This is a genomic window from Amycolatopsis regifaucium (genome assembly GCF_001613935.1).
Taxonomy (GTDB): domain Bacteria; phylum Actinomycetota; class Actinomycetes; order Mycobacteriales; family Pseudonocardiaceae; genus Amycolatopsis; species Amycolatopsis regifaucium.
In genome coordinates this window covers 110,446-136,258 of sequence record NZ_LQCI01000034.1, presented here as the reverse complement: position 1 = coordinate 136,258, position 25,813 = coordinate 110,446, and the positions used below count along the sequence as shown (strand labels likewise).

Annotated in this window: 25 protein-coding genes; 19 read left to right on the top strand and 6 right to left on the bottom strand. The window is 68.6% G+C overall.

Annotation, left to right across the window (positions count from 1 at the left end; all coding sequences use genetic code 11):
* Nucleotides 1-261 precede the first annotated feature (261 nt).
* Nucleotides 262-1,257, bottom strand: a complete 996-nt coding sequence (locus AVL48_RS24405) for an LLM class flavin-dependent oxidoreductase (RefSeq protein WP_177242287.1) — start codon at nucleotides 1,255-1,257, stop codon at nucleotides 262-264.
* 172 nt (nucleotides 1,258-1,429) lie between these two features.
* Between AVL48_RS24405 and AVL48_RS24400 the strand changes: the two genes are divergently transcribed.
* Complete coding sequence (locus AVL48_RS24400; RefSeq protein WP_428839395.1) at nucleotides 1,430-5,245, top strand: nSTAND1 domain-containing NTPase; 3,816 nt, start codon at nucleotides 1,430-1,432, stop codon at nucleotides 5,243-5,245.
* Nucleotides 5,246-5,512: 267 nt separating this feature from the next.
* On the opposite strand, the gene AVL48_RS24395 is transcribed toward AVL48_RS24400, so the two are convergent.
* Nucleotides 5,513-7,627 (bottom strand): HelD family protein, encoded by a 2,115-nt coding sequence (locus AVL48_RS24395; RefSeq protein ID WP_061986807.1) that lies wholly within the window; start codon nucleotides 7,625-7,627, stop codon nucleotides 5,513-5,515.
* Nucleotides 7,628-7,750: 123 nt separating this feature from the next.
* Here AVL48_RS24395 and rsmD point away from each other — a divergent pair, with 123 nt between their 5' ends.
* The 12 genes from rsmD to AVL48_RS24335 all read left to right on the top strand — a co-directional run bounded on the left by rsmD (nucleotide 7,751) and on the right by AVL48_RS24335 (nucleotide 16,210).
* The gene (rsmD, locus tag AVL48_RS24390) at nucleotides 7,751-8,305 is read left to right on the top strand and encodes a 16S rRNA (guanine(966)-N(2))-methyltransferase RsmD (protein ID WP_061986810.1); all 555 of its coding nucleotides are present in this window, start codon (nucleotides 7,751-7,753) and stop codon (nucleotides 8,303-8,305) included.
* Between the two features lie 53 nt (nucleotides 8,306-8,358).
* Complete coding sequence (gene coaD, locus AVL48_RS24385; protein WP_061986812.1) at nucleotides 8,359-8,841, top strand: pantetheine-phosphate adenylyltransferase; 483 nt, start codon at nucleotides 8,359-8,361, stop codon at nucleotides 8,839-8,841.
* A 99-nt stretch (nucleotides 8,842-8,940) separates the two neighbouring features.
* A complete protein-coding gene (locus AVL48_RS24380) occupies nucleotides 8,941-9,639 on the top strand; it encodes a ribonuclease domain-containing protein (protein WP_061986814.1) in 699 nt (232 codons plus the stop codon).
* Between the two features lie 510 nt (nucleotides 9,640-10,149).
* Nucleotides 10,150-10,386, top strand: a complete 237-nt coding sequence (locus tag AVL48_RS24375; RefSeq protein WP_061986816.1) for a hypothetical protein — start codon at nucleotides 10,150-10,152, stop codon at nucleotides 10,384-10,386.
* A 134-nt stretch (nucleotides 10,387-10,520) separates the two neighbouring features.
* Nucleotides 10,521-11,246 (top strand): DivIVA domain-containing protein, encoded by a 726-nt coding sequence (locus AVL48_RS24370; protein ID WP_061986817.1) that lies wholly within the window; start codon nucleotides 10,521-10,523, stop codon nucleotides 11,244-11,246.
* A gap of 135 nt (nucleotides 11,247-11,381) precedes the next feature.
* Nucleotides 11,382-11,999 (top strand): YceD family protein, encoded by a 618-nt coding sequence (locus AVL48_RS24365; RefSeq protein WP_061986819.1) that lies wholly within the window; start codon nucleotides 11,382-11,384, stop codon nucleotides 11,997-11,999.
* 72 nt (nucleotides 12,000-12,071) lie between these two features.
* Nucleotides 12,072-12,254, top strand: coding sequence for a 50S ribosomal protein L32 (gene rpmF / locus AVL48_RS24360; protein WP_005160412.1), 183 nt, complete (start codon nucleotides 12,072-12,074; stop codon nucleotides 12,252-12,254).
* 15 nt (nucleotides 12,255-12,269) lie between these two features.
* Nucleotides 12,270-13,016 (top strand): ribonuclease III, encoded by a 747-nt coding sequence (gene rnc / locus AVL48_RS24355; RefSeq protein WP_177242288.1) that lies wholly within the window; start codon nucleotides 12,270-12,272, stop codon nucleotides 13,014-13,016.
* A 79-nt stretch (nucleotides 13,017-13,095) separates the two neighbouring features.
* Complete coding sequence (gene mutM / locus AVL48_RS24350) at nucleotides 13,096-13,956, top strand: bifunctional DNA-formamidopyrimidine glycosylase/DNA-(apurinic or apyrimidinic site) lyase (RefSeq protein WP_061986821.1); 861 nt, start codon at nucleotides 13,096-13,098, stop codon at nucleotides 13,954-13,956.
* 67 nt (nucleotides 13,957-14,023) lie between these two features.
* Nucleotides 14,024-14,464, top strand: coding sequence for a helix-turn-helix domain-containing protein (locus tag AVL48_RS24345; RefSeq protein WP_037311474.1), 441 nt, complete (start codon nucleotides 14,024-14,026; stop codon nucleotides 14,462-14,464).
* 1 nt (nucleotide 14,465) lies between these two features.
* Entirely contained in the window at nucleotides 14,466-15,029 is a 564-nt protein-coding gene (locus AVL48_RS24340) for a hypothetical protein (protein ID WP_061986823.1), read from the top strand.
* Nucleotides 15,026-16,210 (top strand): MAB_1171c family putative transporter, encoded by a 1,185-nt coding sequence (locus tag AVL48_RS24335; protein WP_061986824.1) that lies wholly within the window; start codon nucleotides 15,026-15,028, stop codon nucleotides 16,208-16,210. Before AVL48_RS24340 ends, AVL48_RS24335 begins: the two co-directional genes overlap by 4 nt.
* A gap of 29 nt (nucleotides 16,211-16,239) precedes the next feature.
* Here AVL48_RS24335 and AVL48_RS24330 read toward each other — a convergent pair whose 3' ends face one another.
* The 3 genes from AVL48_RS24330 to AVL48_RS24320 are packed head-to-tail and all read right to left on the bottom strand — an operon-like array spanning nucleotide 16,240 to nucleotide 18,184.
* On the bottom strand, nucleotides 16,240-16,926 hold the full coding sequence (locus AVL48_RS24330; protein ID WP_061986826.1) for a hypothetical protein: 687 nt from the start codon (nucleotides 16,924-16,926) through the stop codon (nucleotides 16,240-16,242).
* Nucleotides 16,923-17,810: an ABC transporter ATP-binding protein gene (locus tag AVL48_RS24325; protein ID WP_061986828.1), complete on the bottom strand. Its 888-nt coding sequence runs from the start codon at nucleotides 17,808-17,810 to the stop codon at nucleotides 16,923-16,925. Before AVL48_RS24325 ends, AVL48_RS24330 begins: the two co-directional genes overlap by 4 nt.
* On the bottom strand, nucleotides 17,807-18,184 hold the full coding sequence (locus AVL48_RS24320; RefSeq protein ID WP_061986830.1) for a GntR family transcriptional regulator: 378 nt from the start codon (nucleotides 18,182-18,184) through the stop codon (nucleotides 17,807-17,809). The genes AVL48_RS24325 and AVL48_RS24320 overlap by 4 nt, the downstream gene beginning before the upstream one ends.
* Nucleotides 18,185-18,348: 164 nt before the next feature.
* On the opposite strand from AVL48_RS24320, the gene AVL48_RS24315 reads away from it, so the two are divergent.
* The 3 genes from AVL48_RS24315 (at nucleotide 18,349) to aspS (ending at nucleotide 21,586) form a co-directional block, all read left to right on the top strand.
* Complete coding sequence (locus AVL48_RS24315) at nucleotides 18,349-18,672, top strand: PadR family transcriptional regulator (RefSeq protein ID WP_061986832.1); 324 nt, start codon at nucleotides 18,349-18,351, stop codon at nucleotides 18,670-18,672.
* A complete protein-coding gene (locus AVL48_RS24310; protein ID WP_061986835.1) occupies nucleotides 18,669-19,916 on the top strand; it encodes a DUF1700 domain-containing protein in 1,248 nt (415 codons plus the stop codon). Before AVL48_RS24315 ends, AVL48_RS24310 begins: the two co-directional genes overlap by 4 nt.
* Before the next feature lie 416 nt (nucleotides 19,917-20,332).
* Complete coding sequence (aspS, locus tag AVL48_RS24305) at nucleotides 20,333-21,586, top strand: aspartate--tRNA(Asn) ligase (RefSeq protein WP_061986837.1); 1,254 nt, start codon at nucleotides 20,333-20,335, stop codon at nucleotides 21,584-21,586.
* 52 nt (nucleotides 21,587-21,638) lie between these two features.
* On the opposite strand, the gene AVL48_RS24300 is transcribed toward aspS, so the two are convergent.
* On the bottom strand, nucleotides 21,639-22,163 hold the full coding sequence (locus tag AVL48_RS24300) for a YflT domain-containing protein (RefSeq protein ID WP_061986839.1): 525 nt from the start codon (nucleotides 22,161-22,163) through the stop codon (nucleotides 21,639-21,641).
* A 228-nt stretch (nucleotides 22,164-22,391) separates the two neighbouring features.
* Between AVL48_RS24300 and AVL48_RS24295 the strand changes: the two genes are divergently transcribed.
* From AVL48_RS24295 to AVL48_RS24285, 3 genes are read left to right on the top strand one after another with little or no spacing between them, the layout of a single operon-like run.
* Entirely contained in the window at nucleotides 22,392-23,756 is a 1,365-nt protein-coding gene (locus AVL48_RS24295; RefSeq protein ID WP_082857800.1) for a glutamine synthetase family protein, read from the top strand.
* A complete protein-coding gene (locus AVL48_RS24290; RefSeq protein ID WP_061986840.1) occupies nucleotides 23,737-24,450 on the top strand; it encodes a gamma-glutamyl-gamma-aminobutyrate hydrolase family protein in 714 nt (237 codons plus the stop codon). The genes AVL48_RS24295 and AVL48_RS24290 overlap by 20 nt, the downstream gene beginning before the upstream one ends.
* Complete coding sequence (locus tag AVL48_RS24285; protein ID WP_061986841.1) at nucleotides 24,447-25,811, top strand: aldehyde dehydrogenase family protein; 1,365 nt, start codon at nucleotides 24,447-24,449, stop codon at nucleotides 25,809-25,811. Before AVL48_RS24290 ends, AVL48_RS24285 begins: the two co-directional genes overlap by 4 nt.
* The last annotated feature ends 2 nt before the right edge of the window (nucleotides 25,812-25,813 follow it).

Here is a 25,813-nt window from a genome sequence, read left to right as displayed (position 1 = left end):
GTTCGGTGGCGCGAGGGGCCCCGTTCGCGCCCGGGCACGGGCTCGCTACCGGACTCACGCGCCCGCAGGGGCCTGAAGCGGGCGCCATGCTCTCGAGAGCGTCCCTTGCGGACGGTCAAGAGCCGGTCGGCTCCATCACGACATGTTCGCCTTGCCCGACCCTCACCCGCGACCTCAAGCCGGGAAATCCGTGAAGGCCTCCTTCCCTACCTTGAGCGTAGGGAAGGAGGCCTTCACGGACACGCACGGGACAGGGTCGCCTCAGCGAGCCAGTTCGGCCACCAATTCGTACGACCGCACCCGGTCGGCCTGGTCGTACACCATGGTCGTGATCATCAGCTCGTTCGCGCCCGTGTCGGCCAGCAGGGTTTCGAGTCCCTTGTGGACCGTCTCGGGCGACCCGATGATGCTGCTCGCAGCCCGGTCCTCGATGAACACGCGCTCGATGTCGGTGTACGGGTAGGCCGCGGCCTCCTCCGGCGTCGGCAGCGGGATCGGGCGGCCCTTGCGGAGGCTGAGGAACGTCAGGCCGCTCGGGGCGGCCAGGTACTGGGCCCGCTCGTCGGTCTCGGCGGCCACCACGGACACGCCCAGCATCACGTACGGCTCGTCCAGCACGTCCGACGGGGTGAACGAGTCGCGGTAGAGCGCCACGGCGGGAAGCGTGTTCTCGGCGCTGAAGTGGTGCGCGAACGAGAACGGCAGGCCCAGTTCGCCCGCCATCCGCGCGCTGAAGCCGCTCGACCCGAGCAGCCACACCGGCGGCTTGTTGCCCTCGGCGGTCACGGCGTTGACCGCGCGCTGGTCGGAGTGCTCGAAGTAGGCGAGCAGCTCCGCGAACTGCTGGGGGAAGTTCTCCGCGGTGAGCCCGCCGGGGCCGCGCAGCGCCAGCGCGGTCCGCTGGTCGGTGCCGGGCGCGCGGCCGATGCCGAGGTCGATCCGGCCGGGGTGGAACGCCTCCAGGGTGCCGAACTGCTCGGCCACCACCAGCGGCGCGTGGTTCGGCAACATGACCCCGCCGGAGCCGACCCGGATGCGTTCGGTGGCGGCCGCGACCTGGCCGATCATCACCGCGGTCGCGGAGCTCGCGATACCGGGCATGTTGTGGTGCTCGGCGAGCCAGTAGCGGTGGTAGCCGAGCGCCTCGGTCCGGCGGGCGAGGTCGAGGGTGTTGCGCAGCGATTCGCCAACGCCGCCCCCGGCCACGACGGGCGAGAGGTCGAGTACGGACAGCGGGATGTCAGGCAAGGAGGTCACGCATCGGTACAACGCGTCCGGCCCTTGATCCCTTCCCGTGACTCCGGACACCTGTCAAACGATCGAAATTAACCGGCGCGAGGGAACCCGTACCCGGCGGACTTCCGCCGTTTCCCGGTACGGTTGCCCCTTATACGGCTGTGGGAAAACCACTGAAAAGAAAGGATTAAGGGTGCCGCGTCCGGAGCGACCTTTGGACCCCGGGGACGATCCGTTGCTGGAGTTCGCCGCCGATCTCCGGCGATTGCGGGAGAAAGCCGGAAACCCGACGTACCGCGAGCTGGGCAGGCGTGCCCACTACTCCGCGGGCACCCTGTCCGAAGCCGCCGGCGGGAAGAAGATGCCCAGCTTGGCGGTGACCTTGGCCTATGTCCGGGCGTGCGACGGGCCCGAGGCGGAGTGGGAGGCCCGCTGGCACGACGTGACCGAGCGGACGCGCCGTGGAGTCAGCGATTCACCGGTTGCCCCGGGCAATGGGGAATCGGCCCCTTATATCGGCTTGACCGCATTCGGACCCGCCGACGCGAGCCGATTCTTCGGTCGTGAACGACTTGTCGAAAAACTCGTCACCCGGCTATCGGGACAACGATTTCTGGCGGTTCTGGGCGCTTCCGGTTCCGGTAAGTCGTCGTTGCTCCGGGCGGGTCTGCTGCCCGCCGTCGCCGAGGACTCCGTCACGCTGCTGATGACCCCCGGCTCGCGTCCGCTGCAGGAGTGCGCCGTCCAGTACGGCGCCGCGCTCGGACTCGCGCCCGGCGGCCTGCTCGCCGAGTTCACCGAGCATCCGCGCAACCTCGGTCTCGCCGCCCGTCAGCTGGTCGCCGACCGCGATGGCGACGTCGTGCTGGTCGTCGACCAGTTCGAAGAGGTCTTCACGCTCTGCCAGGACGCCGACGAGCGGGCGGCCTTCCTGTCCGCGCTCGTCACCGCGACGACGGAGCCGGAGAGCCGGACCAGGGTCGTCCTCGGCATCCGCACCGACTTCTACACGCATTGCGCGCGGCATCCCGACCTGGTCGAGGCCATGCAGGACGCGCAGATCCTCGTCGGCCCGATGAGCACCGAGGAGCTGCGGCAGGCCATCTCGCGGCCGGCGATCGACGCCGGGTACCGGGTCGAGAACGCGCTGGTCTCCCGCCTCGTCGCCGACGCGACCGGACAGCCCGGCGTGCTGCCGCTGCTCTCGCACGCGTTGCTGGAGACCTGGCGCCGCCGTCACGGCAACACCCTCACCCTCACCGGCTACGAATCCACCGGCGGCATCGAGCGCTCGGTCGCGCAGACGTCCGAACACACCTTCACCTCGCTGAGCGAACGTCAGCAGCGCCTGGCGAACCAGATCTTCCTGCGGATGACCGCGCTCGGCGAAGGCACCGAGGACACCAAGCGCCGCATCACCCGCGACGAGGTGGACGCCGACGATCCGGACGTCGCCGTCGTGCTGGACAGGCTGGCGTCGTCGCGGCTGGTCACCCTCGACGACAACGGCATCGAGATCGCGCACGAGGCACTGATCCGCGGCTGGCCGCGCCTGCGCGAGTGGCTCGCCGAGGATCGCGAGGGCCTGCGCGTGCACCGCCAGCTCACCGAGGCCACCGACGCCTGGGAATCGGTCGGCCGCGACGACGGCTGGCTCTACCGCGGTGCGCGGCTGGCCATCGCGATGGAATGGGCTGCCGAGCACGAAAGCGCTCTTTCCCAGCGCGAACGCCGGTTCCTCGACGCGAGCGTGGCCATCGAGAACCACGAACAGGCCATCGCGCGGCGCCGCACCCGGCGGCTGCGCCAGCTGGTCGCGCTCCTGGCCGTGCTGCTGGTGCTGGCGACGGCCGCGATGGTGTACGCCGTCCGTGCCGAGCAGACCGCGACCAGTCAGCGCAACAGCGCGCTCGCGCAGAAGGTCGCCGGACAGGCCATCGCGATGCGGGCGACGAATCCGGCGCTGGCCGCGCAGCTCGCGCTGGCGGCCTACCGCGTCGATCCGAGTGTGGACACCCGCGGCAGCGTGCTCGGCATGCTCGAGTCGCCGTACTCGACCCGCGTCGCCGGGCACGGCCACCGGGTCAACTCCGCCGCCCTGCGCGGTGACGGTCAGGTGCTGGTGACCGGCAGCTGGGACCAGACGGCCAAGCTGTGGTCGCTCAGGGATCCCCATCGTCCGGTCGAACTGGCCACGCTGTCCGGGCACACCGCCAACGTCAATTCGGTGGCGTTCAGCGGTGACGGCCACGCCGTCGCGACGGCGGGCTGGGACAAGACCGCGCGCCTGTGGAACGTCGCCGATCCGGCGAAACCCGGACCGGGGGTGGTGATCGGGGACCATCCGAGCCGGGTCAACGCGGTCGTGTTCAGCCCGGTGGCGCCGGTGCTCGCCACCGCGGACGGCGACGGCACGGTCCGCCTGTTCGACGTCCGGGACCTCGCGAAGCCGGTGCTCGTGGCCACCCTCCCCGGGCACACCGGCAACATCAACGGCCTCGCGTACGCGCCGGACGGACGAACGCTCGCCTCGACCGGCGCCGACAAGACCGTGCGGCTGTGGGACGTCGCCGAGCCGCTCAAGGCCAGGCCGCTCGGGGTGGCGACCGGGCACACCGGCATCGTCCACGCCGCGGCGTTCAGCCCGGACGGCCGCGTGCTCGCCACCGCGAGCGCGGACCAGACGTCGCGCCTGTGGAACATCGCCGACCCGATGGCGCCGCAGCCGCTGGGGACGATGGCCGCGCACAAGAGCATCGTGCGGTCCGTGGCGTTCAGTCCCGACGGGACGGAGCTGGCCACGACCGGTTTCGACCGCAACGTGCGGTTGTGGGACGTCGCCGATCCGCAGAAGCCACGCGAGAAACTGCCGCTCACCGGGCACACCGCCGCCGTGGTCTGGTCGGTGTTCTCCCGCGACGGCCGCACGCTGGTGACCGCGAGCGACGATCAGACGGTGCGGCTGTGGGATCTGCCGGGCCCCGCGATCAGTGGTCCGGCGAGGTCGGCCTGCCGGGCGGTGTTCAGCGCAGACGGGAAACTGCTGGCCACCGGCAGCCAGGACGGCGTGGTGCGCCTGGTCGACGTCTCCGACCACCGGAATCCGCGCGAGCTGAGCAAGGTCACGGGTTTCGGCCAGGGGGTCTGCGGTCTCGCGTTCAGCCCCGACGGCCGGGCGCTCGCCGCCGGTGCCTGGGACCACACGATGCGGCTGATCGACGTCGGTGATCCGCGCGAACCTGTCGACGCCGGTGTCTTCGACCGGCCGGAGGACGAGATCGACCCGGTCGCGTTCAGTCCGGACGGCCGGACGCTCGCGACCGCGGGCACCGGGCACACGGTGAAACTGTGGGACGTGGCCGACCTCCGGCGACCCGTCGCACTCGCGACCCTCACCGGACACGAGGACGACGTCCATTCGCTCGCGTTCGGCCCGGACGGCCGCACCCTGCTGAGCGGCGGCTGGGATCACACCGCGAGGCTGTGGGACATCTCCGTCGTGAAGGCGCCGAAGCAGCTTTCGGTGCTGAAGGGACACTCCGACACGGTGTTCTCGGTGGCCTACAGCCCCGACGGCAAACGCGTCGCCACCGGCAGCGCCGACCGCACCGCGCGGATCTGGGACGTGCGGGACCCGGCGGCTCCTCGCGAGGCCGCGCTGCTGACCGGGCACACGGACAACGTCGTCTCGGTGTCGTTCAGTGTGGACCTGAAAACCTTCGCGACCGGCAGCTACGACCGGTCCGTGCGACTATGGGATGTCTCCGATCCCGGGGTCGTCCGTGAATCGGCGGTCCTGACCGACGATGTCGACCGGGTCAACGCGGTGACGTTCGCGCCGGACGGGCACACGCTCGCGGGCTCCGTCGCCGATGGGAGCGTGCGGTTGTGGGAAACCAGCCCCGAACAGGCCGCCGAACGGATCTGCGCGACCGTCCACCCGCGGATCACGCCCGCGGAGTGGGAACAACACCTGCCGGGGCTCGATTACCGGCCGCCGTGCCCGTGACCACCGCGAATTCGTTGTTCGGCGTTGTTGTTCGGTGACGACGCCGTGACACCGAACAACGAATTGGCGCTAGAAATACCCCTGGACGTGCGATGCGTCCCCACATCGTTCACTCACCGGGGGTCTGAAGGGCTCCTTCAGGACATTCACCAGTGCCCTGAAGGAGCCCTTCAGCTTTTTCACGCCCGCACCCGCCCGCGTTCAGTCCTCTGGATGCGGTAGTTGCGCGTGCAAGTACCGCATCCAGAGGACTGAACGCGAGGGTGGTCAGGCCGCCGGGATCCAGTCGGGGTTCGAGGCGAGCACCGTCAGCTGCTGGGTCGCCCGCGTCAGGGCCACGTACAGCACGCGACGACCGGTCGTCGACTCCGTGATGAGGTCGTTCGGCTCCACCAGGACGACGGCGTCGTACTCGAGGCCCTTGGAGTCGAGGCTGCCGACGACCTTGAGCCGCTCGTCGAGGAGTTCGGCGAGCCAGCCCTCGACCTCGGGCACCCGGTCCATGGCGGTGATCACGCCGACGGTGCCTTCGACGGCACCCAGGAGTTCCTTCACCGCGGCCTGCGTCGCCGCCTCCAGCCCGGCGGCCTCGACCGGCCGGACCTCCGGCGTGATGCCGGTCTGCCGCACCGCGCGCGGAAGCTCGTCGGCCTCCGCGTGCCCGGCGACGACCTTCGCGGCCAGGTCGAAGATCTCCGCCGAGTTCCGGTAGTTGGTGCGCAGGGTGAACCGGCGCCGCGTCGTCTTGAGCCCGAAGGCCTGGTCCCGCGCCAGCGCGGCCTCGGCCGGATCCGGCCACGAGCTCTGCACCGGGTCGCCGACCACGGTCCAACTCGCGTACTTGCCGCGCCGTCCGACCATCCGCCACTGCATCGGCGAAAGGTCCTGGGACTCGTCGACGACCACATGCGAGTACTCGTCGTAGTGTTCGGGCCTGGTCGGAGCGCCGCCGCGGTCCGGGTTGACCTCGATGCTCTGCCTGCCCTTGCGTCGCTTCGGCGGCTCGCCGAGCAGGACGCGCAGCTCGTCGAGGAGTGCGACGTCCGCGATGGTCCAGCCGCGCGAACGGTCGGCGAAGTCGGCCGCGAGCATGCTGATCTCGGTCCGGTTGAGCAGACCCTTCGCCGCGGCGGCGAGCCGCTTCTCCACACCGAGCCAGCGCAGGATCTGCGCCGGGTACAGGGTCGGCCACCAGACCACCAGGAACCGGTGGAATTCGATGCGCTCGCCGAGTTCGGTGATCAGTTCGGCCTTGTCGATCTGACGGCCGTCGTCCTTCGCGTGCTGGTCGGCCTTCGCGGCGAGCGCGTCGAGCAGCAGCTCGGCGGCGCGGATCCGCGACCGGTTCGGCGGACCGCCCGCGGTGTGCACCTTGCGGCGCACCTTGTCGAGCTCGCGCGCGTTGAGCCGCAGCACCTCGCCGCGGTAGACGATCTTCATGTCCTCCGGCGCGTCTTCCGGCGTGTCCCGCAGCGCGCGCAGCAGGATCTTGCGCATCCGCAGCGATCCCTTGATCGCGGCCAGCGGGGCCGGGTCCTGACGGGTCGCTTCGAGGCCGTCGAGGACCTCGCCGAGCGCGCGCAGTTCGACGTTCGTCTCACCCATCGACGGCAGCACCCGCGAGATGTAGCTGGTGAACACCCCGGACGGGCCGATCACCAGGACGCCCGCGCCGCCGAGCTGACGGCGGTGGCGGTAGAGCAGGTACGCCGCGCGGTGCAGCGCGACCGCGGTCTTCCCGGTGCCGGGGCCGCCGGTGATCTCCGTGACCCCGCGCCACGGCGCCCGGATGACCTCGTCCTGCTCCTTCTGGATGGTGGCGACGATGTCGCGCATCTTCTCGCCACGCGAGCGCCCGAGCGCGGCCATCAGCGCGCCTTCGCCGACGATCTGCATGTCCTCGGGGACCGCGTCGGCGATCAGGACGTCGTCGTCGACGTCGAGCACGTTCTGCCCCGAGCACCGGATCACCCGGCGCCGGACGACGTCCATCGGCTCCTCGGCGGTCGCCTGGTAGAACGCCGCCGCCGCGGGCGCGCGCCAGTCGGTGACGAGGTTGTCGAACTCGGCGTCGCGGATGCCGAGACGGCCGACGTAGATGTGGTCGTTGTCGAGATGGTCGAGCCTGCCGAACACCAGGCCCTCGTACTCCGCGTCGAGGGTCTGGAGGGTCTGGTTGGCGTGATAGACCATCATGTCGCGCTCGAACAGCATCGACGCCTGTTCGAAGATGGCTTCACGACCCGCGCCATGACCGATCTCATAGCCCTTGGTACGCATGGCCTCAGCCTGGGCACGCAATTCGGCGAGCCGGGTGTAGACCCTGTCCACATGGGCTTGCTCGATGGCGATCTCGGCCCGTCTGACCCGAGGTTCGGACACGCAACGCTCCTAAACGCTTCTATCGCCTCCGAGGGCGAAGGACGACTCTACGCGAGGTGAGCGGCGGGTTCACCAAGTCCCGTCCAACGCCCGCGGCGGATGCCGTTGAGGCACGATGCTCCAATGACCAGGATCGTGGCGGGGACCGCGGGCGGCAGGCGGTTGAAGGTCCCTCCGAAGGGCACGAGGCCCACATCGGAACGCGTACGCGAAGCGCTGTTCAACGCGTTGGAAGTCGCCGGCGAGCTGCAAGGGACCCAGGTCCTGGACCTTTACGCCGGTTCGGGCGCGCTCGGGCTGGAGGCGCTGTCGCGCGGTGCGGCGGGCGCGTTGTTCGTCGAGTCCGACCGGCGTGCGGTCGAAGTGCTCAAGGGGAACGTCGCCGCGCTGGGGCTCGGTGGCACGGTCCGCGCCGGTGCGGTCGAGTCCGTGCTCTCCGCGCCGGCGCCGGAAACGTTCGACGTCGTCCTCGCGGATCCGCCGTACGCCGTGGATTCCACCCGCCTGGGGGAGGTCTTGGCCGCGCTCGCGGCGGGCCGGTGGGTCGCGGACGGCGCGCTGGTGGTGATCGAACGGGCCGCGCGGGACGGCGAACCGGACTGGCCGCCGGGGTTCGAGCCGACGCGGACGAAGCGCTACGGCGACACCGCCCTCTACTGGGCGGAATATCAGGTGTGAGACGGCGCACGGATCAACGCGCAGGGGCCCCTGCTCCTTGGTAGCGTCCGCGCATGCGGCGTGCGGTCTGTTCCGGGTCCTACGACCCGGCCACCAATGGACATCTCGACATCATCGAACGGGCGGCCAAGCTCTTCGACGAGGTCGTCGTCGCGGTGGGGGTGAACAAGAGCAAGAAGGGCCTGTTCACCGTCGAGGAACGGATGGACATGCTGCGCGAGATCACCGCGAAGCTGCCGAATGTGCGCGTCGACTCCTGGCAAGGCCTCCTGGTCGACTACTGCCGCGAGAACGACATCGTCGCCGTCGCGAAGGGGCTGCGATCGGTCAGCGACTTCGACTACGAACTCCAGATGGCGCAGATGAACCGCGAGCTGACCGGCCTCGAGACGCTGCTGATGGCGAACAACCCGGCGTACGGCTTCGTGTCCAGCTCGCTGGTCAAGGAGGTCGCCGCGCTCGGCGGCGACATCGAGCACCTGGTTCCGCCGGTAGTGTTCAAACGGCTCATGGAGAAGTACTCCGAACGAGATTGACCCGAACGGCCGAAGCCGTTGGTCGGTCAGCGGTGAGCGGCGGTGAAGAGTTCATCTCGGCGACTTCTGGTGAATACACGGTCGAGTTACGGTCCGAAAATGACCAACAAACGATCGCGGATCACCGCCACGCTGCTCGTTCTGGTAGTCACCTTCTTCGGTGGGATCGCTGTCGCGCAGGCCACGACCGCGGAAACGGTCATCTCGGTCCAGCAGAACCCATGTGGGGATCTCACCGGATTCAAGCATTCGGCGCTCTCGTCGCTGCCCTCCGAGGCCACGACGACCTACCACCTCATCAAGAAGGGTGGCCCGTTCCCTTACCCGGACAAGGACGGAACGGTCTTCTCGAACCGGGAGAACATCCTCCCGAAGTGCGCTTCGAGCTACTACCACGAGTACACCGTGCCGACCCCGGGCTCGCCCGACCGCGGCGCGCGCCGCATCGTCACCGGGTCGGGCGGGGAGTTCTTCTACACCGGCGACCACTACGCGACCTTCTCCGTGATCGACGTCGACGGCACTCCTTCGCCGACGTGCGGTGACACCTCGAAGCTGGCGAAGGTCGGCTACTCCACGCTGTCCTCCGCGGCGAAGTCCGTCGTCGACTCCGCGCGCGGCGGCGCGGCCGGAACGGTCTACGAGAACCGAGAAGGTGTGCTGCCGTCCTGCGCCGCCGGTTACTACCAGCTGTTCCCGGTGGGCACGAGCGATCGCGTGATCTCCGGCAAGGGCGGCGAGATCGTCTACACGCCGGACCGCTACACGACCTTCGGACTGGTGAATCTCGCCGGTTGATTCCCGGCTTGCAACATTTCGTGCCTCCCCGTCCGTGAGATACACCGGAACGCCGACGAGGAGGCACGATGCGGTCTGGGGACGATGCGGGCTTCAGGGAGTTCGCCAGGGAAAAGGCGCTGCCGGTGGTGTTCGTGGCACCGGGGGACGGGCCGGCGAAGGTGGCACCTGCCGCTCCTACGTCCTCGGCGCTTCCGCCCCAGGTGAGACCGGACGAGCACACGCCACTGGTGGATCTCACGGCGCAGAAGGCGCGAAACCTCGAGCATCTGCGGAAGACGGTCATGAATCTGCTGCCCGGCGCGACCGAGTTCACCTTCGGCGAATTCGAACAGGACTACTACCCGGCCGAGTGGGACGTGATGACCGCGAGCGTGCGCTATCGGGACGCCTCGAACGTGGAACGCGGGTTCAACGTGACGCTCACCGGCGTGGTCTCGACCAGGAAGGAATATTCCGACCGGACAGCGTGCCCCGGAGGACTCGTGGTGAAAACCCCTGCGGTGCGAGGTGCTGCCCCAGCCGGGCGGGACGCGGGTCGTGATCAACGAGAAGGGCAACCCCGGAGCGGATCCGAAGGGGACGACCGTCGAATCGGTCAGCGGTCGTGACGCGATCGCGTTCCTGGCCGACGGCACTGCGGTCACCGTGACGGACCTCGGGGCACTGAGCGGCCCCCGCGGCCCGTCGCTGAACGACCGGCAGTTGCTGAGGCTCGTCCTGGATCCGGGGCTGACCCTTCGGTGATCATGGCGCGCGGTACCGGGCGGGACACGCCCGGTACCGCGCGCTTTCACCCCTTACGGCGGCGATGAGGGCAAACTGAGCCCAGGGAATGTGGGGATCGCTGTAGGTAGATCGCTGTAGGTAGGGAGTGGGCCGTGTACCGGGTTTTCGAGGCGCTCGACGAGCTCGTCACCATCGTGGAGGAAGCCCGCGGCGTGCCGATGACCTCCAGTTGTGTCGTTCCACGCGGGGACACCCTCGAACTGCTCGACGACATCCGCGACGCCCTGCCGGGTGAAGTGGACGACGCGCAGGACGTCCTCGACAAGCGTGACCAGCTGATCCAGACCGCCCGCACCGAGGCCGCGGAGACGATTTCCACCGCGAACACGGAGGCGGACCGCACGGTCGCCGAGGCGCAGGCCGAAGCCGAGCGCATCCTCGCCGACGCCCGGGCCCGCGCCGAGCAGATGATGAGCGACGCGCACGACGAGGCCGAGCGCATGGTCGCCGCCGGACAGGCGGAGTTCCAGAACCTCACCGACCGCTCGCGGGCCGAGTCGGAGCGGATGATCCAGGCCGGTCGCGACGCCTACGAGCGCGCCATCGAGGACGGCCGCGTCGAGCAGGCCCGGCTCGTCTCGCAGACCGAGGTGGTCCAGGCCGCGCACGGCGAGGCGGCCCGCATCGTCGACGAGGCGCACATCGAAGCCGACAAGCAGCGGAGCGACTGCGACGCCTACGTCGACGGCAAGCTGGCCGAGTTCTCGGAACTGCTCGCGACCACGCTGCGGACGGTCGACTCCGGGCGCAACCACCTGCGGTCCCCGGTCAACCTGCCGGGCAACAGCCGGACCTCCCTGTACGACTACCAGTCCTAGCCGCTGTCGCCGCGCGCGCAAGGAAAGGTCCTTTCCTCGCAAAATTCGCCAGGAAAGGACCTTTCCTAGCGTCCGCCAGGCCTTCACGGACCGTGCCCGTAAACCGGTGGCGGTACCTGCGTACCCTGGTGACCGATGTCTGAGAACAAGTCGCCGCAGGCCAGGCCCGCGCAACTGGACGGCCGGAACCCCTGGGTGCTCGACACCCGTGAACTCGGCCGTCACGCCGGCCTGAGCAAGGCCGTCCACCGTGCCATCCCCGTCGAGACCGCGCTCGGGGTGCCCGACGTCATCACCATCGACGCCGGCTCCAGCCTGGAACTCGACCTGATCCTGGAGTCCGTCGTCGAGGGCGTGCTCGTCAGCGGCACGGCGTCCGCCGTCGCGACGGGTCACTGCTCGCGGTGCCTCGATCCGATCACCGAGGACGTCGAGGTCGACCTGACCGAGCTCTTCGCCTACCCCGGCTCCGCGACCGAGGAGACCACCGACGAGGACGAGATCCCTCGCCTGGTGGACGACCGGATCGACCTCGAGCCGACGGTGCGCGACGCGGTGGTGCTCGCCCTTCCGCTGGCCCCGCTGTGCACCGAGGACTGCCAGGGTCTGTGCATCGAATGCGGTGTCAAGTGGGCCGATCTCGAGCCCGGTCACGGGCATGAGAAGATAGACCCTCGGTGGGCCGCGCTGGTTGATCGTTTCGGCGACGAAACGGACGATGACCAGGCTGATGGCCCCGGAAAGCAAGCCTGACGAGCACCAGCTCGTTCCGGAGAAGCAAGTTCGCTCGCGACCGCGGGCAGACCGTCTGAAGGAGATCTACTCGTGGCCGTCCCGAAGCGGAAGATGTCGCGATCCAACACCCGCGCGCGCCGCAGCCAGTGGAAGGCGGCTCCGGTGCAGCTGGTGCCCTGCTCCAACCGCGCCTGCAAGCAGCCGAAGCTCCAGCACATCGCGTGCCCGGCCTGCGGCCAGCACAACGGTCGCCAGGTCGTCGAGCCCGCCTGATCGGCGGCTGACGACATGGGGGGTAAGTCGGCCGGTGGACCGCCCGCCGACCCCGCACCGTTGCTCGAAGCGCTCGGGATCACCATCGAACCCGAGCTGCTGACGCTGTCGCTGACCCACCGTTCTTATGCCTATGAGAACGGTGGGTTGCCACCGAACGAGCGCTTGGAGTTCCTCGGGGACGCCGTGCTGGGTCTGGTCGTCACCGACCACCTCTACAACACGCATCCCGACCTGGCCGAAGGTCAGCTCGCGAAGCTCCGTGCCAGCGTGGTCAACATGCACGCGCTGGCCCGGGTCGCGCGCGGCCTCGGTGAGGGCGGGCTGGGCAAGCACCTGTTGCTGGGCAAGGGGGAAGAGCTCACCGGCGGCCGGGACAAGCCGAGCATCCTCGCCGATGGGCTCGAAGCCGTCATCGGCGCCGCGTATCAGCAGCACGGCATCGAGATCGCGCGCCAGCTCGTGCACCACCTGTTCGACGGCCTGCTCGCCGAAGCACCGCTGCGTGGTGCCGGCCTGGACTGGAAGACCAGCCTCCAGGAGCTGACGGCGTCGGCGGGGCTCGGTGTGCCCGAGTACAAGGTCGAGGACACCGGTCCCGATCACCGCAAGGAGTTCAGCGCCACCGTGCTCGTCGGCGGGCGTGAACTCGGCTACGGCTCGGGGACGACGAAAAAGGAAGCCGAGCAGAAGGCCGCCGAGACGGCCTGGCGTCAGCTTTCGGCCGAACTCGACGTCGAGCAGCCGCCGAAAACGACCTGAGTCCGCCCTCCCTCGTGAATGGTAATGACGGTTCCGGCCGTCATTACCACTCACGAGGGCCGGTGGGAGAATCGACGCCATGCCCGAACTCCCCGAGGTCGAGGTGGTCCGTGCCGGACTGGAGGCCCACGTCTCCGGCCGGACGATCACCGAGGTCGAAGTCCTGCACGCGCGCGCGATCCGCCGTCACGAACTCGGCGCCGAGGACTTCACCGGACGGCTTTCCGGTACCAAGATCACCGCCGCCCGCCGTCGCGGCAAATACCTTTGGCTCGATCTTTCGGACGGCCAAGCCATGCTCGCCCACCTCGGGATGAGCGGCCAGATGCTCGTCCAACCCGAAAACGCGCCCGACGAGAAGCACCTTCGCGTGCGTTTTCGCTTCGCCGACAACGGTCCGGAGTTGCGCTTCGTCGACCAGCGGACCTTCGGCGGTCTCGCCCTCGCGGAACTCACCGAGGTCGACGGGACGGCGCTGCCCAGCACCATCGCGCATATCGCCCGCGATCCGATGGACCCGCGGTTCGACCTCGACCGGGCCGTCCGCGCGCTGCGATCGCGGCGGACGGAGATCAAACGCGCCCTGCTCGACCAGACCCTCGTCTCCGGTATCGGCAACATCTACGCGGACGAAGCTCTCTGGCGCTCGAAGCTTCACTGGGCCCGCCCGACCGACCGGCTCACCGCTGCCCAGGGCCGGACGGTCCTCACCGCCGCCAGTGACGTGATGGCCGCCGCACTCGTCGCGGGCGGGACATCGTTCGACGCGCTGTACGTCAACATCAACGGCGAGTCCGGGTACTTCGACCGATCGCTCGACGCTTACGGTCAGGAAGGCCTGCCCTGCGGTCGATGCGGGACGCCGATCCGGCGCGATCCCTTCATGAACCGTTCGTCCTTTTCGTGCCCGCGCTGCCAGCCGCGGCCTCGCGTGAGGTGAAAACTGTCGTGTACGGCGCGGGTGCCGCGTCAACTAGCATGAACGGGCACGACATGTAGGGAGTGGGATGGTGGCCGCGACCGAGCCCGGCAAGACGACGCTCGCCGAAAAGATCGACAAGCTGTTCCAGATCGTGCTGAGACCCGATCGCGAGCCGTACAGTCACGAAGAGGTCGCCAAGGCCTGCCGAGAGGCCACCGGCGAAAGCTTTTCGACGACCTATCTGTGGCAGTTGCGCACCGGCCGCCGCGACAATCCCACCAAACGCCATCTCGAGGCGCTGGCCCAGTTCTTCGGCGTCTCGCCGGCGTACTTCTTCGACGACGAGCAGAGCGCCAAGATCGCCGAAGAGCTCGCCCTTCTCGGCGCACTCCGCGACGCCGGTGTCCGCGACGTCGCGCTGCGCGCCGTAACACTTTCCCCCGACGGACTCGACACCATCAGCGACATGATCGACGCGATCGCCCGCAGGGAATCCGGACGGGGCGGCACGAAGAGGGAGGCGTGAAGTGGATCGCCGCCGTAAGGAGTTGTGGCGCCGCTGCCGGAGTCTCGCCGACGGCGTCACCCTTCCCGAACCCTTCGACGCCGAGGCCTTCATCGCCGAACTCGCCGCCGAACGCGGACGGCCGATCGAGTTGATGCAGGTCAACGTCCCCTCCAGCGGCCCGTGCGGGCTCTTGATGAGCACCGAGCGCGCGGATTACATCCTCTATCCGACCAACACCACCGCCCTGCACCGGCGGCATATCCTGCTGCACGAGGTCGGCCATCTGCTGTGCGGCCACGTCGGCTCCGACGCGGGCGCCGACGGCATCGCGCTCGACGCCGCCGCCAGCAAGACCCTCATGCCGAACCTGTCACCCGAACTCGTCCGCCGCGTCCTGGGCCGCACGAGTTACAGCGCCGTCGAGGAACAAGAGGCCGAACTGCTCGCCAGCCTGCTGGCACAACGGGTCGCCAGGACGGCGGTGCGCGGCGCGGCGCACACCGACGAGGGCGGAAGCGACCTCGCCGGCGGGATGGCCAGGGTCGACAATCTCTTCGGCAGCCGGAAACGGCGCCTGCCATGACCGAGACCATCGCGTACTTCTGTTGCGTGGTGGCCTTCGCGGGCTTCGGTTACAAGCTGATCCAGGCTCGCCATACCCAGCCGTTGCGGCGGATGTGGTTCCTCAGCGGCTTCGGGATGTGCATCGCGGGCGGGATCATGCTGCTCACCCCGGCCATGGAGAACGCCGTCGGCATCGAGGAACCCATCGGCAGCCTTCTCAACCTCGCGGCCGACCTGCTCAAGATCGGCGCGATGGGGTTCGCGGTCGCGTTCGCGCATTCGCTGAAACTGGGGGAGGGCAAGCGGATCGGGTGGCACGCGGTGCTTTCCTGGAGCGTGGTCGTCGTCGAAACCGCGCTCTTCTTCCTGTCCGACAGCTATCGCGTCGGCGAGCACACCGCCGCCGGGCCGGGCAAGCTCGGCTGGTTCGTCGCGTACAACGTTCTTTTCCTGGTTTACGGGCTGATCAGCCTGCTGACCTTCTCGATCGTCTTCGCCCGTTTCGCCCGCCACGCCGACCCCGGACCGCTTCGCATCGGGTTGTGGCTGCTCGTCGGTGGCGGGGTCGCCGCGCTGGGCTGGACCTTCTGGGACGTCGACGACATCTACATCCTCGCCACCACCGGCGCGGTGAACGCCGGTGAGGAAACGGTTTCGTCGATCCTGGCGGCGCTGAGCGTCGGGCTCGCCGGGGCGGGCGCGACGCTCAGCGTGTGGGGCCCGGCGCTGGCGACGCCGTTCCGCCTGCTCGGCACGTACCGGACCTACCGCCGGATCGAGCCGCTGTGGACCGCGATGCGTGATGCCGTCCCGGGAATCGCGCTGGACCCCGGCCCCGGTATGCCGGGCGGCGTCGAGTTCGCCTTGTACCGCAGGGTCATCGAGATCCGGGACGGCCACCTCGCGCTGCGCCCGTACTTCGATCCGGACGTGCCACCGGTCGCGGAAGCCGAGGCCCGCAAGGCGAAGGTCCCCGAAGCCCGGGTGCCCGCGACGATCGAGGCCGCGGCCTTGGCCGCCGCGCTCGTCGCCGCCGAGACGGGCCGCCGGTACGCCCCCGACGACGTTCCGGCGACCTACCTCGACGAGCCGGACATCGCCACCGAAGCGGCGTGGCTGGTGGAGGTCACGCGCGCCTGGCGACGGTCGACCGTGGTCGGACGCATTCGCGACCGGGCCCGTGAAACGCTTGCCGCTTGAGCCGAAAATTCCTTGGTGCGGAAGAACTTTCAGACAGTGACGCGGCGCATCGTGGCGAACCCGCCGGCTCCCGCGACGCAGACCAGCAGGGCGAGTACCCCGGTCATGCCGCCCACGGTCAGCGTGCTGAAGAACGTGCCGAGCTTCGGCCAGGAATCGGTCCAGCTGAGCAGCAGCACCACCCCCAGCAGCACCAGTACCTGCGCGGCGCCGAACAGGACCACGCCCGGCACCGCGGCACGCCGGTAGATCAGGCCGTACCACATGCCGTAGACGAACATCAGTGTGAGCAGCACGAACGACGTGAGCAGCGTCAGATACCAGTGCCCGTCGAGCAACCAGGGCACCCGGAAGTAGTTGAGGCCGAGTCCCCAGCCGCCGGTCGCTTCCTCGATCACCTGCAACACGGCGATCCCCACCGCGTACAGCACGGACAACCCGGCCACCAGCAGGATCGTGCCGAGGTAGTACGACCGCCTCGACACGCCGAGCGCGAGCCCGAACGGCAGCGACTTCGTCATGCTCAGGGTGCCGCAGACGAACATGAACACGAAGAGGGTGAACAGACCGCCGGAGTAGTTTTCCTTGTCTTCTTGCAGTGTCGCGAAGACGGTGAGATTCACCAGGAACGCGAAAAGCGTGACGCCGATCGGGAGGACGAGGTACTGGAGCCGGTCCACCAGGTGATAGCGCGCGACCTTGATCAGGATGTTCATGCGGACACCTCCTCGGTGCTCTGCCTGTTGGAGGTGTGCACCATCAATTGCTGTAGTGACAACGGTTCCAGCTTCAGATGCAGTGCCTGTGCCCGCGCTTTCGCCGCGCCGTCGAGCGCGTCGGCGACGGTGACCGAAGCCCGCGAACCGATCTTGCGGCGGTGCAGTACGCGACGTCCGGCGACGAAGTCCTCCACCGCGGTCGCCGGGCCGGTGACCGTGGCGGCCGTGCCGCGCAGGTCGTCGGCCGGCGCGTCGAGGACGACGCGGCCCTTGTCGATCATCACGACGTGCTCCAGCAGATCGGCCACCTCGTCGATCAGATGCGTGGAGAGCAGCACCGTGCGCGGATGAGCCGAATAGTCGTCGAGCAACCGGTCGTAGAACAGTTGCCGCGCGACGGCGTCGAGGCCCGCGTAAGGCTCGTCGAGGAGAGTGAGTTCCGCCCGTGCCGCCAGTCCGATGGTGATCGACAGCGCGGAGCGCATCCCGCGGGAGAGCTTCTTGATCGGCCGCTTCAGTGGCAGGTCGAAGTCGCGGAGCAGGGTGTCGGCCAGTTCGGCGTCCCAGTTGGGGTAGAACCACGACGCCGCCGCGAGGGCGTGCCGCACCTTGAAGTCCGGGAACTGCTGGTCCTCGCGGACGAGTACCAGGCGCCGGAGCACCCGTTCGTTCTCCACCGGGCTTTCGCCGAACACGCGGACCGTGCCCGCGCTGGCGAACTCCTGTGCGGTGACGATGCGCAGGAAGGTGCTCTTGCCCGCGCCGTTGCGGCCGAGCAGTCCGGTGATCTTGCCTTCGGCGATGTCCACGGAGACGTCGCCGAGTGCGACGTGATCGCCGTAGCGCCGGGTCAGGCCGCTGGTGGAAATGGTCGGCGTCATGCGGCGGGTCCTCCGTTCCGGTGTCCGTTCCCGCGGATGAGCGAGATCAGGGTTTCGTCGTCGATGCCGAGGCGCCTCGCTTCGGCGAGCATGGGGTCGAGGTACTGCTCGGCGAACCGTTTCCGCCGATCGGTGAGCAGCTTTTCCCGTGCTCCGGCGGCGACGAACATCCCGATGCCACGCCGTTTCTCGAGCAGGCCGTCGTCGGCGAGCACGTTGATCCCCTTGGCCGCCGTCGCCGGATTGATCCGGTAGAAGGCGGCGAGTTCATTGGTTGACGGCACGCGTTCCCCCTCGGCCAGGCTTCCCTCGGCGATGTCGTCGGCGATCTGTTCGGCGATTTGCACGAACAGGGGTGTTCCTTCGTCGAGCACGACACCTCCGTCCCCAGAGTCGTGCACCCGATGCCGGGTGCGGTGGTTCATTACTGGACTAAGTAACTCATGAACCACCCGATGGGCGCAACCGCCTTCCGCCGTGCGCACTACTGTGCAGTGCGTGGTACCTTCTGTTGCGTAAGACTGGGAGGGACGCGACTGTGGAGATCAGTCAGCTACTTAAAGGCGTGCTGGACCTCGCCGTTCTCGCGGTACTTCGCGGAGAGGACGGCTACGGCTACGACGTGCTCCGAAGACTTCGCGTCGCGGGGTTGCAGGAGGTCGGCGACGCTTCGGTGTACGGGACGCTCCGGCGGCTGTACAAGGCAGGCCTGCTGACGTCGTACGTGGTGCCGAGTGAAGAAGGCCCGCACCGCAAGTACTACAGCCTCAACGAACCGGGTCGCAAACGCCTCGAAGAGTCGGGGCAGACCTGGCGGAGTTTCGCCACGACGATGAACAGCCTGTTGGGAGAGGCAGCATGAGCACGCAGAATCCGACCGCCGTGCGGGTGTATCTGGCGAGGGTCAGGAGCGCGCTCGCCGACTTGCCCGAAAGCGAAGTCGAGGAGATCCTCGAAGACGTCCGCCCTCATCTCGCCGAGATGGAGGCGGAACTGGGGGACAACGCACGAGTCGAGGCGCTGATCGAGCGTCTGGGCAGCCCCGAAAGCTACGCCGCGGAACTGCGGGCGTCCGGTGGCTATCCGCCGCGTCCGGCGGACACGGGCGACAAGACCACCGCGCTGAAGGCGAAAACCGGCATCGGCGGAGCGCGGTTCGCGTTCTGGGGCCTGGTGTTCTCCGTGGGCGGGTTCGCGCTGTTCGGCTTCGCGGCGGCGGTCTGGGTGCGGGTGGAACCGTTGCTGGGACTGCTTTTCGTGGCGCCGGTGCTCGCGATCAGCGTGGCCTACGTGGTCCGCAAGGGAGTCGCCCCGATCGCGGAATTGCCCGAGGTGGTCAAGCTTCGCGAGACCGCGACGTCGTTCCAGGCCAATCGGAACAGCAGGGGACTGACCTACTTCCGCACGCTCAAGCCGGCGTGGTGGGTGCTGTGCGCGGCGGTGCTGGTCGTGTTCGGCCTGCTGCTCGTGCTGCGCGACACCGAGGCCGTTTTGCTGCTGCCGCTGATGCTGCTGGCGGCCGTCGCGGTGGTCTGGGCGGGACCGCGGTTGAAGGCGGACCGGCGGCTCCTGTGGCTGGCCGTCCCGATCTCGGCGTTCGTCATCGGCAGCATGCTCGGTGGCGCGGGTGCGGCGGTCGATCTGATCGCGAAGCGGTCTTACGGCAGCGGTTCGTATGGCGGCTATCCGCCGAACTACCACGACACCTACGGCAATCCGCAGCTGATGTACGGCAGCCAGAGCGTGGACAACATCTACGCGTTCGACGGCGAAGGCAAGCCGCTGACCGAAATCTACCTCTACGACGAGGAGGGTCGTCCGCTCAGCACGACCCGGTACGCCTGCGAGAGGAGCACGGGCGAGAAGCGGAGGGTCGGCGACGACAACCGTTATCCGCGCCCGCGAATCGAACGAGGCGTCCAAGACGACGAGGGAAACCTCAACGGCTACAACGGTTACCGCGGTTACTGCCAGGAGAAGACCGACGTCCCGTTCAGCGCGGCGATCCCGAAGGGCCTGCCGGTGCCGCCTGCTTCGTCCGCCCCGCCGTCGCCGACGTCTTCCGCCGCGGCTCCGCCGTCGAACTCCACCCAGCCGACGCGCTAGGTGGCCTGGGTGGAGGCGGCTGTCGGGGGCGCCTCCACCCCTTTCCCGCGTTTCGTCCTCTGAACGCGGTAGTTGGGGACGCGAACTACCGCGTGCAGAGGACGAAATGCGGATGCGGGAAGCGCGCAGGGAGACGTAACCTCCTGGGCAACGCGCTGACGGAGACGAGTAGCCCGGGGAGCACGCGAGTGCCAGAGAGCCGCCGGTAGCTGGGAAGGCGGCCTCGCGCCCCGCGGTGAAGACCCTCCCGAGTGCGGGGAGGAACGGCGTCCGCGCCCCATGCCCCGCCGTCCGGCCCCCGTCACGGGCCTTCGAGGCCGCCGCTCGTCCGGACGGCGGCGAAAGTGCGGTGGTACCGCGAGTTCCCTTCTCGCCCGCACTCCCAAGGGGTCGCGCATATCCGTACAGGAGTTGTGATGATCTCGCGTGTTCTCGTCGCCGACCTGCCCCGGCACGTCGGCGAACGCGTGCGAATAGCCGGTTGGGTGCACCGACGGCGTCAGCTGAAGACCGTCACCTTCGTCGTGGTCCGTGACCGGTCCGGGCTGGCGCAGGTCGTCGCCGCCGGATCCGGTTGGCCGCCGGAGGAGACCGTGGTCGAGGTCGAAGGCCTCGTCACCGCCAATCCCCAGGCTCCCGGCGCCCTCGAACTGACCGAGCCCTCGATCGGCCTGCTTTCCGAGCCCGCCGAACCGCCGCCGTTCGACCTCTACCGCCCGCGGTTGCGCGCCGGTTTGCCGACGGTGCTGGACAACGCCGCGCTGGCGTTGCGGCATCCACGGCGCAAAGAGGTGTTCACGATCGCGGCGGCGAGCGTCGCCGGGTTCCGGTCGGCGCTGGACGGGCTCGGCTTCACCGAAACCCACACCCCCAAGATCGTCTCGTCGGCCACCGAATCCGGAGCGAACGTCTTCGGCATCGACTACTTCGGCAGGCGGGCGTTCCTGGCGCAGTCACCGCAGTTCTACAAACAGGCGCTGGTCGGGGTGTTCGAGCGGGTCTACGAGGTCGGCCCGGTCTTCCGCGCCGAACCCCACGACACCGCGCGGCATCTCGCGCAGTACACCAGCCTCGACGCGGAACTCGGCTTCGTCGACGACCACCACGACGTGATGGCGGTGCTGCGGGAAGCGGTCGCGAGCATGGCCTCGGCCGTCCCGGCGGTCGGAGTCGTCGTGCCGGAGGTGATCCCGGAAATCCACTTCGCGGACGCCCAGGAGCTGATCGCCCGGGAGACCGGGGAGGACCCGCGTGGTGAACCCGACCTCGCCCCCGCGCACGAGCGCTCGCTCTCGGACTGGGCGCTGCGCGAGCACGGGTCGGAGTTCCTGTTCGTCACCGGGTACCCGATGGCGAAGCGGCCGTTCTACACGCATCCGGACCCGGGGCGACCCGGGTTTTCGAACAGTTTCGACCTGCTCTTCCGCGGGCTGGAACTGGTGACCGGCGGCCAGCGGCTGCATCGGCACGACGACTACGTCGCCGCGCTGGCCGCGCGAGGGGAGTCCGGCGAACCGTACCGGGACTACCTGGACGTCTTCGCCCACGGGATGCCGCCGCACGGCGGGTTCGCACTCGGTCTCGAACGCTGGACCGCCCGGTTGCTCGGGCTGCCCAACGTGCGACAGGCGACGCTTTTCCCGCGAGACCTGCACCGGCTGACCCCGTGAAAGCCGCGGACCGGCCCCTCGCGATGAGGTGCCGGCCCGCGTGGGGTGAGGTTCAGCGGGTGAACGCGCTCCTGGCGGCCAGGTCGGCCAGCAGGGCGCGGCCCTTCTCGGCGTTGCGCGGCTGGGCCAGGACGTCGTAACGCCGGGCGACCAGCTGGCTCTGCGAGATGAACCCGCGCTTGTTCTTCGACGTCGCGTACCCCAGCGCGCCGAACAACAGGTTGAACCCGATACCGCCGACGAGGCCGACGAAGATCGGCACCAGCCCGGCGCCCGGGTTCAGCAGGCTCAGCACGAGGCCGAGGAACATACCGAACATCGCGCCCGACAGCGCCGAGCTGGTCAGTACCTTGCTCCAGCCCAGCCGCCCGGCGATCCGCTCGACCAGCATCGGTTCGACACCGACGATCGTGACGTCGGTGATCGGGAAGTCCGTTCCCGCGAGGTGGTCGACGGCACGCTGCGCTTCGGAGTACGACTCGTACGAGCCGATCGGCCACCCGCTGGGCAGCGTCGGGAGCTGAGCCCGTCCCTGAGGCTCGGTGAACGTGGTCTGCTGCGTGAATGCCTGTGTCATTCCTTCTCACCTCTCTTGATCCGTACAACGTTCCGGATGTGCGGATCTCCTCCCGATTCGGCGGGATTCACAGCATCTTCTCAGCCGGGCATCACAGACAATCCGCCCAGGGATCAATTGCAGTCCGCAATGGATAACGAAATAGACCATTAACCGGGTTGACCGAGCCGGATCGGCCCGGTAGGAAGAAGCCGCAAAGGTACCGCTTCGAACCTTTAGGTGAGGCTGATGGCGAACAGGCGCGGCATGCTCACGCTGGATCGGCTCCGGGAACTGGTCGAGGACGGCACCGTCGACACGGTGCTGATCGCGATCACCGACATGCAGGGCAGGCTGCAGGGCAAACGCTGTGCCGCCGAGTACTTCCTCGAAGAGGTCGTTCCGCACGCCACCGAAGCGTGCAATTACCTTCTCGCGGTCGACGTCGACATGAACACCGTCGACGGTTACGCGATGTCTTCTTGGGAGACCGGTTACGGCGACTTCGTCATGCGCCCGGACTTCGAGACACTGCGCCTGCTCCCGTGGCAGGAAGGCACCGCCCTCGTCCTCGCCGACCTCGAACGGGTGCAAGGCGGGGCCGTGGCCCCTTCGCCCCGTCAGATCCTGCGCGGGCAACTCGACCGGCTCGCCGCGCGCGGTCTCGCCGCCTACGTCGGCACCGAACTGGAGTTCATCGTCTTCGACGACACCTTCGAGTCCGCCTGGGACAAGCGCTACCAGGGCCTCCGCCCGGCCAACCAGTACAACGTCGACTACTCGATGCTCGGCACCTCACGGATCGAGCCGCTGCTGCGCCGGATCCGCAACGACATGGGCGGCGCTGGGCTGTACGTCGAGTCGGCCAAGGGCGAGTGCAACCCGGGCCAGCACGAGATCGCGTTCCGGTACACCGACGCGCTGACCACCTGCGACAACCACAGTGTCTACAAGACCGGGGCCAAGGAGATCGCCGCGCTGGAGGGCAAGAGCCTCACGTTCATGGCGAAGTACAACGAACGCGAGGGCAACTCCTGCCACATCCACATCAGCCTGCGCTCGGCCGAGGGCGAGGCCGTGCTCGCCGGTGACGGTCCCGGCGGATTCTCCCCGCTGATGGAGCACTTCCTCGCCGGGCAGCTCGCCGGGTTGCGGGAGCTGACCTACTTCCTCGCGCCGAACATCAACTCCTACAAGCGTTTCGTCCCGGGCAGTTTCGCACCGACGGCCGTCGCGTGGGGCACCGACAACCGCACGTGCGCGCTCCGCGTCGTCGGCCACGGCGAATCGCTCCGCACCGAAAACCGGGTACCCGGCGGCGACGTGAACCCGTATCTCGCCGTGGCCGCGCTGATCGCGGCCGGATTGCACGGTATCGAAAACGAACTTGAGCTGGAGCCGGAGTTCCAGGGCAACGCCTACGGCTCCGGCAAGCCGACCGTGCCGACCACCCTGCGGGAGGCCGCCGCGCTGCTGGACCAGAGCACGCTCGCCAGGACCGCGTTCGGGGACGAGGTCGTCGACCACTATCTGAACGCGGCGAGAGTCGAACTCACCGCCTACGACGCCGCCGTCACCGACTGGGAGAGGATCCGTGGCTTCGAACGGCTGTGAACCCGTCATCGGTCTCACGTCCTATCTGGAGCCCGCGAAGTTCCTCGTGTGGGAGACGGAGGCGGCGCTGCTGCACCGGGTCTACGTCGACGGGATAGTCGCGGCGGGCGGGATCCCGGTCCTGCTGCCGCCGGTGAGCGACGCGCACGACAGGCTGGTGTCCGCTGTGGACGGTCTCGTGCTGGTCGGCGGCGCCGACGTCGATCCGGCGCGGTACGGCCAGGAGCAGCATGCGACGACCTATCTCCGGCCGAACCGGGACGCCTTCGAGTTCGGTCTGCTGCGGTCCGCGTTGGCCGACGGCAAGCCGGTGCTCGGCGTGTGCCGGGGGTTGCAGGTGCTCAGCGTCGCGCTCGGCGGGACGCTCACCCAGCATCTCCCGGACACTTTGGACACTCACGATCACCAGCCCGCGCCCGCGACCTTCGGCACCACTACGGTGACCCTTGCCGAGGGCAGCCGGGTCGCCTCGATCCTCGGCACCGAGACCAAGGTGCCGTGTTACCACCATCAGGCGATCGACAAGCTCGGCGACGGGCTGGTCCCGGTCGGCTGGGCCGCCGACGGGACCATCGAGGCGGCCGAACTGCCGGGCGACGGGTTCGTCCTCGGTGTCCAATGGCATCCCGAACAGAATCCGGACGACATCAGGCTCTTCGAGGCGCTGGTGAACGCTGCTAAGGAGCGAGCATGACCACGTTCGAGGTGCTCAACCCCGCCACCGAAGAGGTGGTGAGGTCGGTCGAGCTGACCTCGGCCGAGGAGACCGACGCGGCGATCGCCCGCGCACAGGCGGCGTTCCCCGCCTGGCGTGCGGTGGCCCCCGGCGACCGGGCCCGGCTGCTGCGCCGCTTCGCCGACGCGGTCGACGCCGACATCGAGAACCTCGCCCGGCTGGAAGTCGCCAACTCGGGCCACACGATCGGCAACGCGCGCTGGGAGGCGGGCAACGTCCGCGACGTGCTGACGTACTACTCGGCGTCACCCGAACGGTTGAGCGGCAAGCAGATCCCCGTGCCCGGCGGCGTGAACCTGACGTTCCACGAGCCACTCGGCGTGGTCGGGGTGATCGTGCCGTGGAACTTCCCGATGCCCATCGCGGGCTGGGGTTTCGCGCCCGCGCTCGCCGCCGGGAACACCGTCGTGCTCAAACCGGCGGAACTCACCCCGCTCACCGCGATCCGCCTCGGGGAACTCGCCCGCGAGGCGGGAATCCCCGAGGACGTATTCCAGGTTCTTCCCGGCAAGGGATCCGTGGTGGGACAACGTTTCGTGGACCATCCCGCGGTACGCAAGGTCGTCTTCACCGGTTCCACCGAGGTCGGCAAGCGGATCATGGCGGGCTGCGCCGCGCAGGTGAAGCGGGTGACGCTGGAACTGGGCGGCAAGAACGCGAACATCGTGTTCGCCGACGCAGACCTGGAGAAGGCCGCGGCCACGGCGCCGTACGGCGTGTTCGACAACGCCGGGCAGGACTGCTGTGCGCGGTCGCTCATCCTGGTGCAGGCCAGCGTGTACGAGAAGTTCATGGAACTGCTCGAACCCGCCGTGAACGGCGTCGTCGTCGGGGATCCCCGGCTTGAGATGACCGAGATGGGGCCGCTGATCTCGGCCGGGCACCACGCGAAGGTCTCGTCCTACGTGGACGACTCCGCGCCGGTGGCGTTCCGGGGAAGCGCGCCGCACGGGCCGGGCTACTGGTTCCCGCCGACCGTCGTCACCCCGCCGGATCTGCGGCATCCGCTGGCCGCCGACGAGATCTTCGGCCCGGTCGTCGCGGTGGTCCCGTTCGACGGGGAGGCGGACGCGGTGACCATGGCCAACCACACCGAGTACGGCCTGTCCGGCTCGATCTGGACCCGCGACGTCGGCCGCGCCTTCCGCGTCGCACGCGGCGTCGAAGCCGGAAACCTGTCGGTCAACTCGCATTCGTCCGTCCGGTACTGGACGCCGTTCGGCGGGTTCAAGCAGTCCGGACTCGGCCGCGAACTCGGCCCGGACGCCGTCGACGCCTTCACCGAGATCAAGAACGTCTTTATCAGCACGGAGGACTAGAG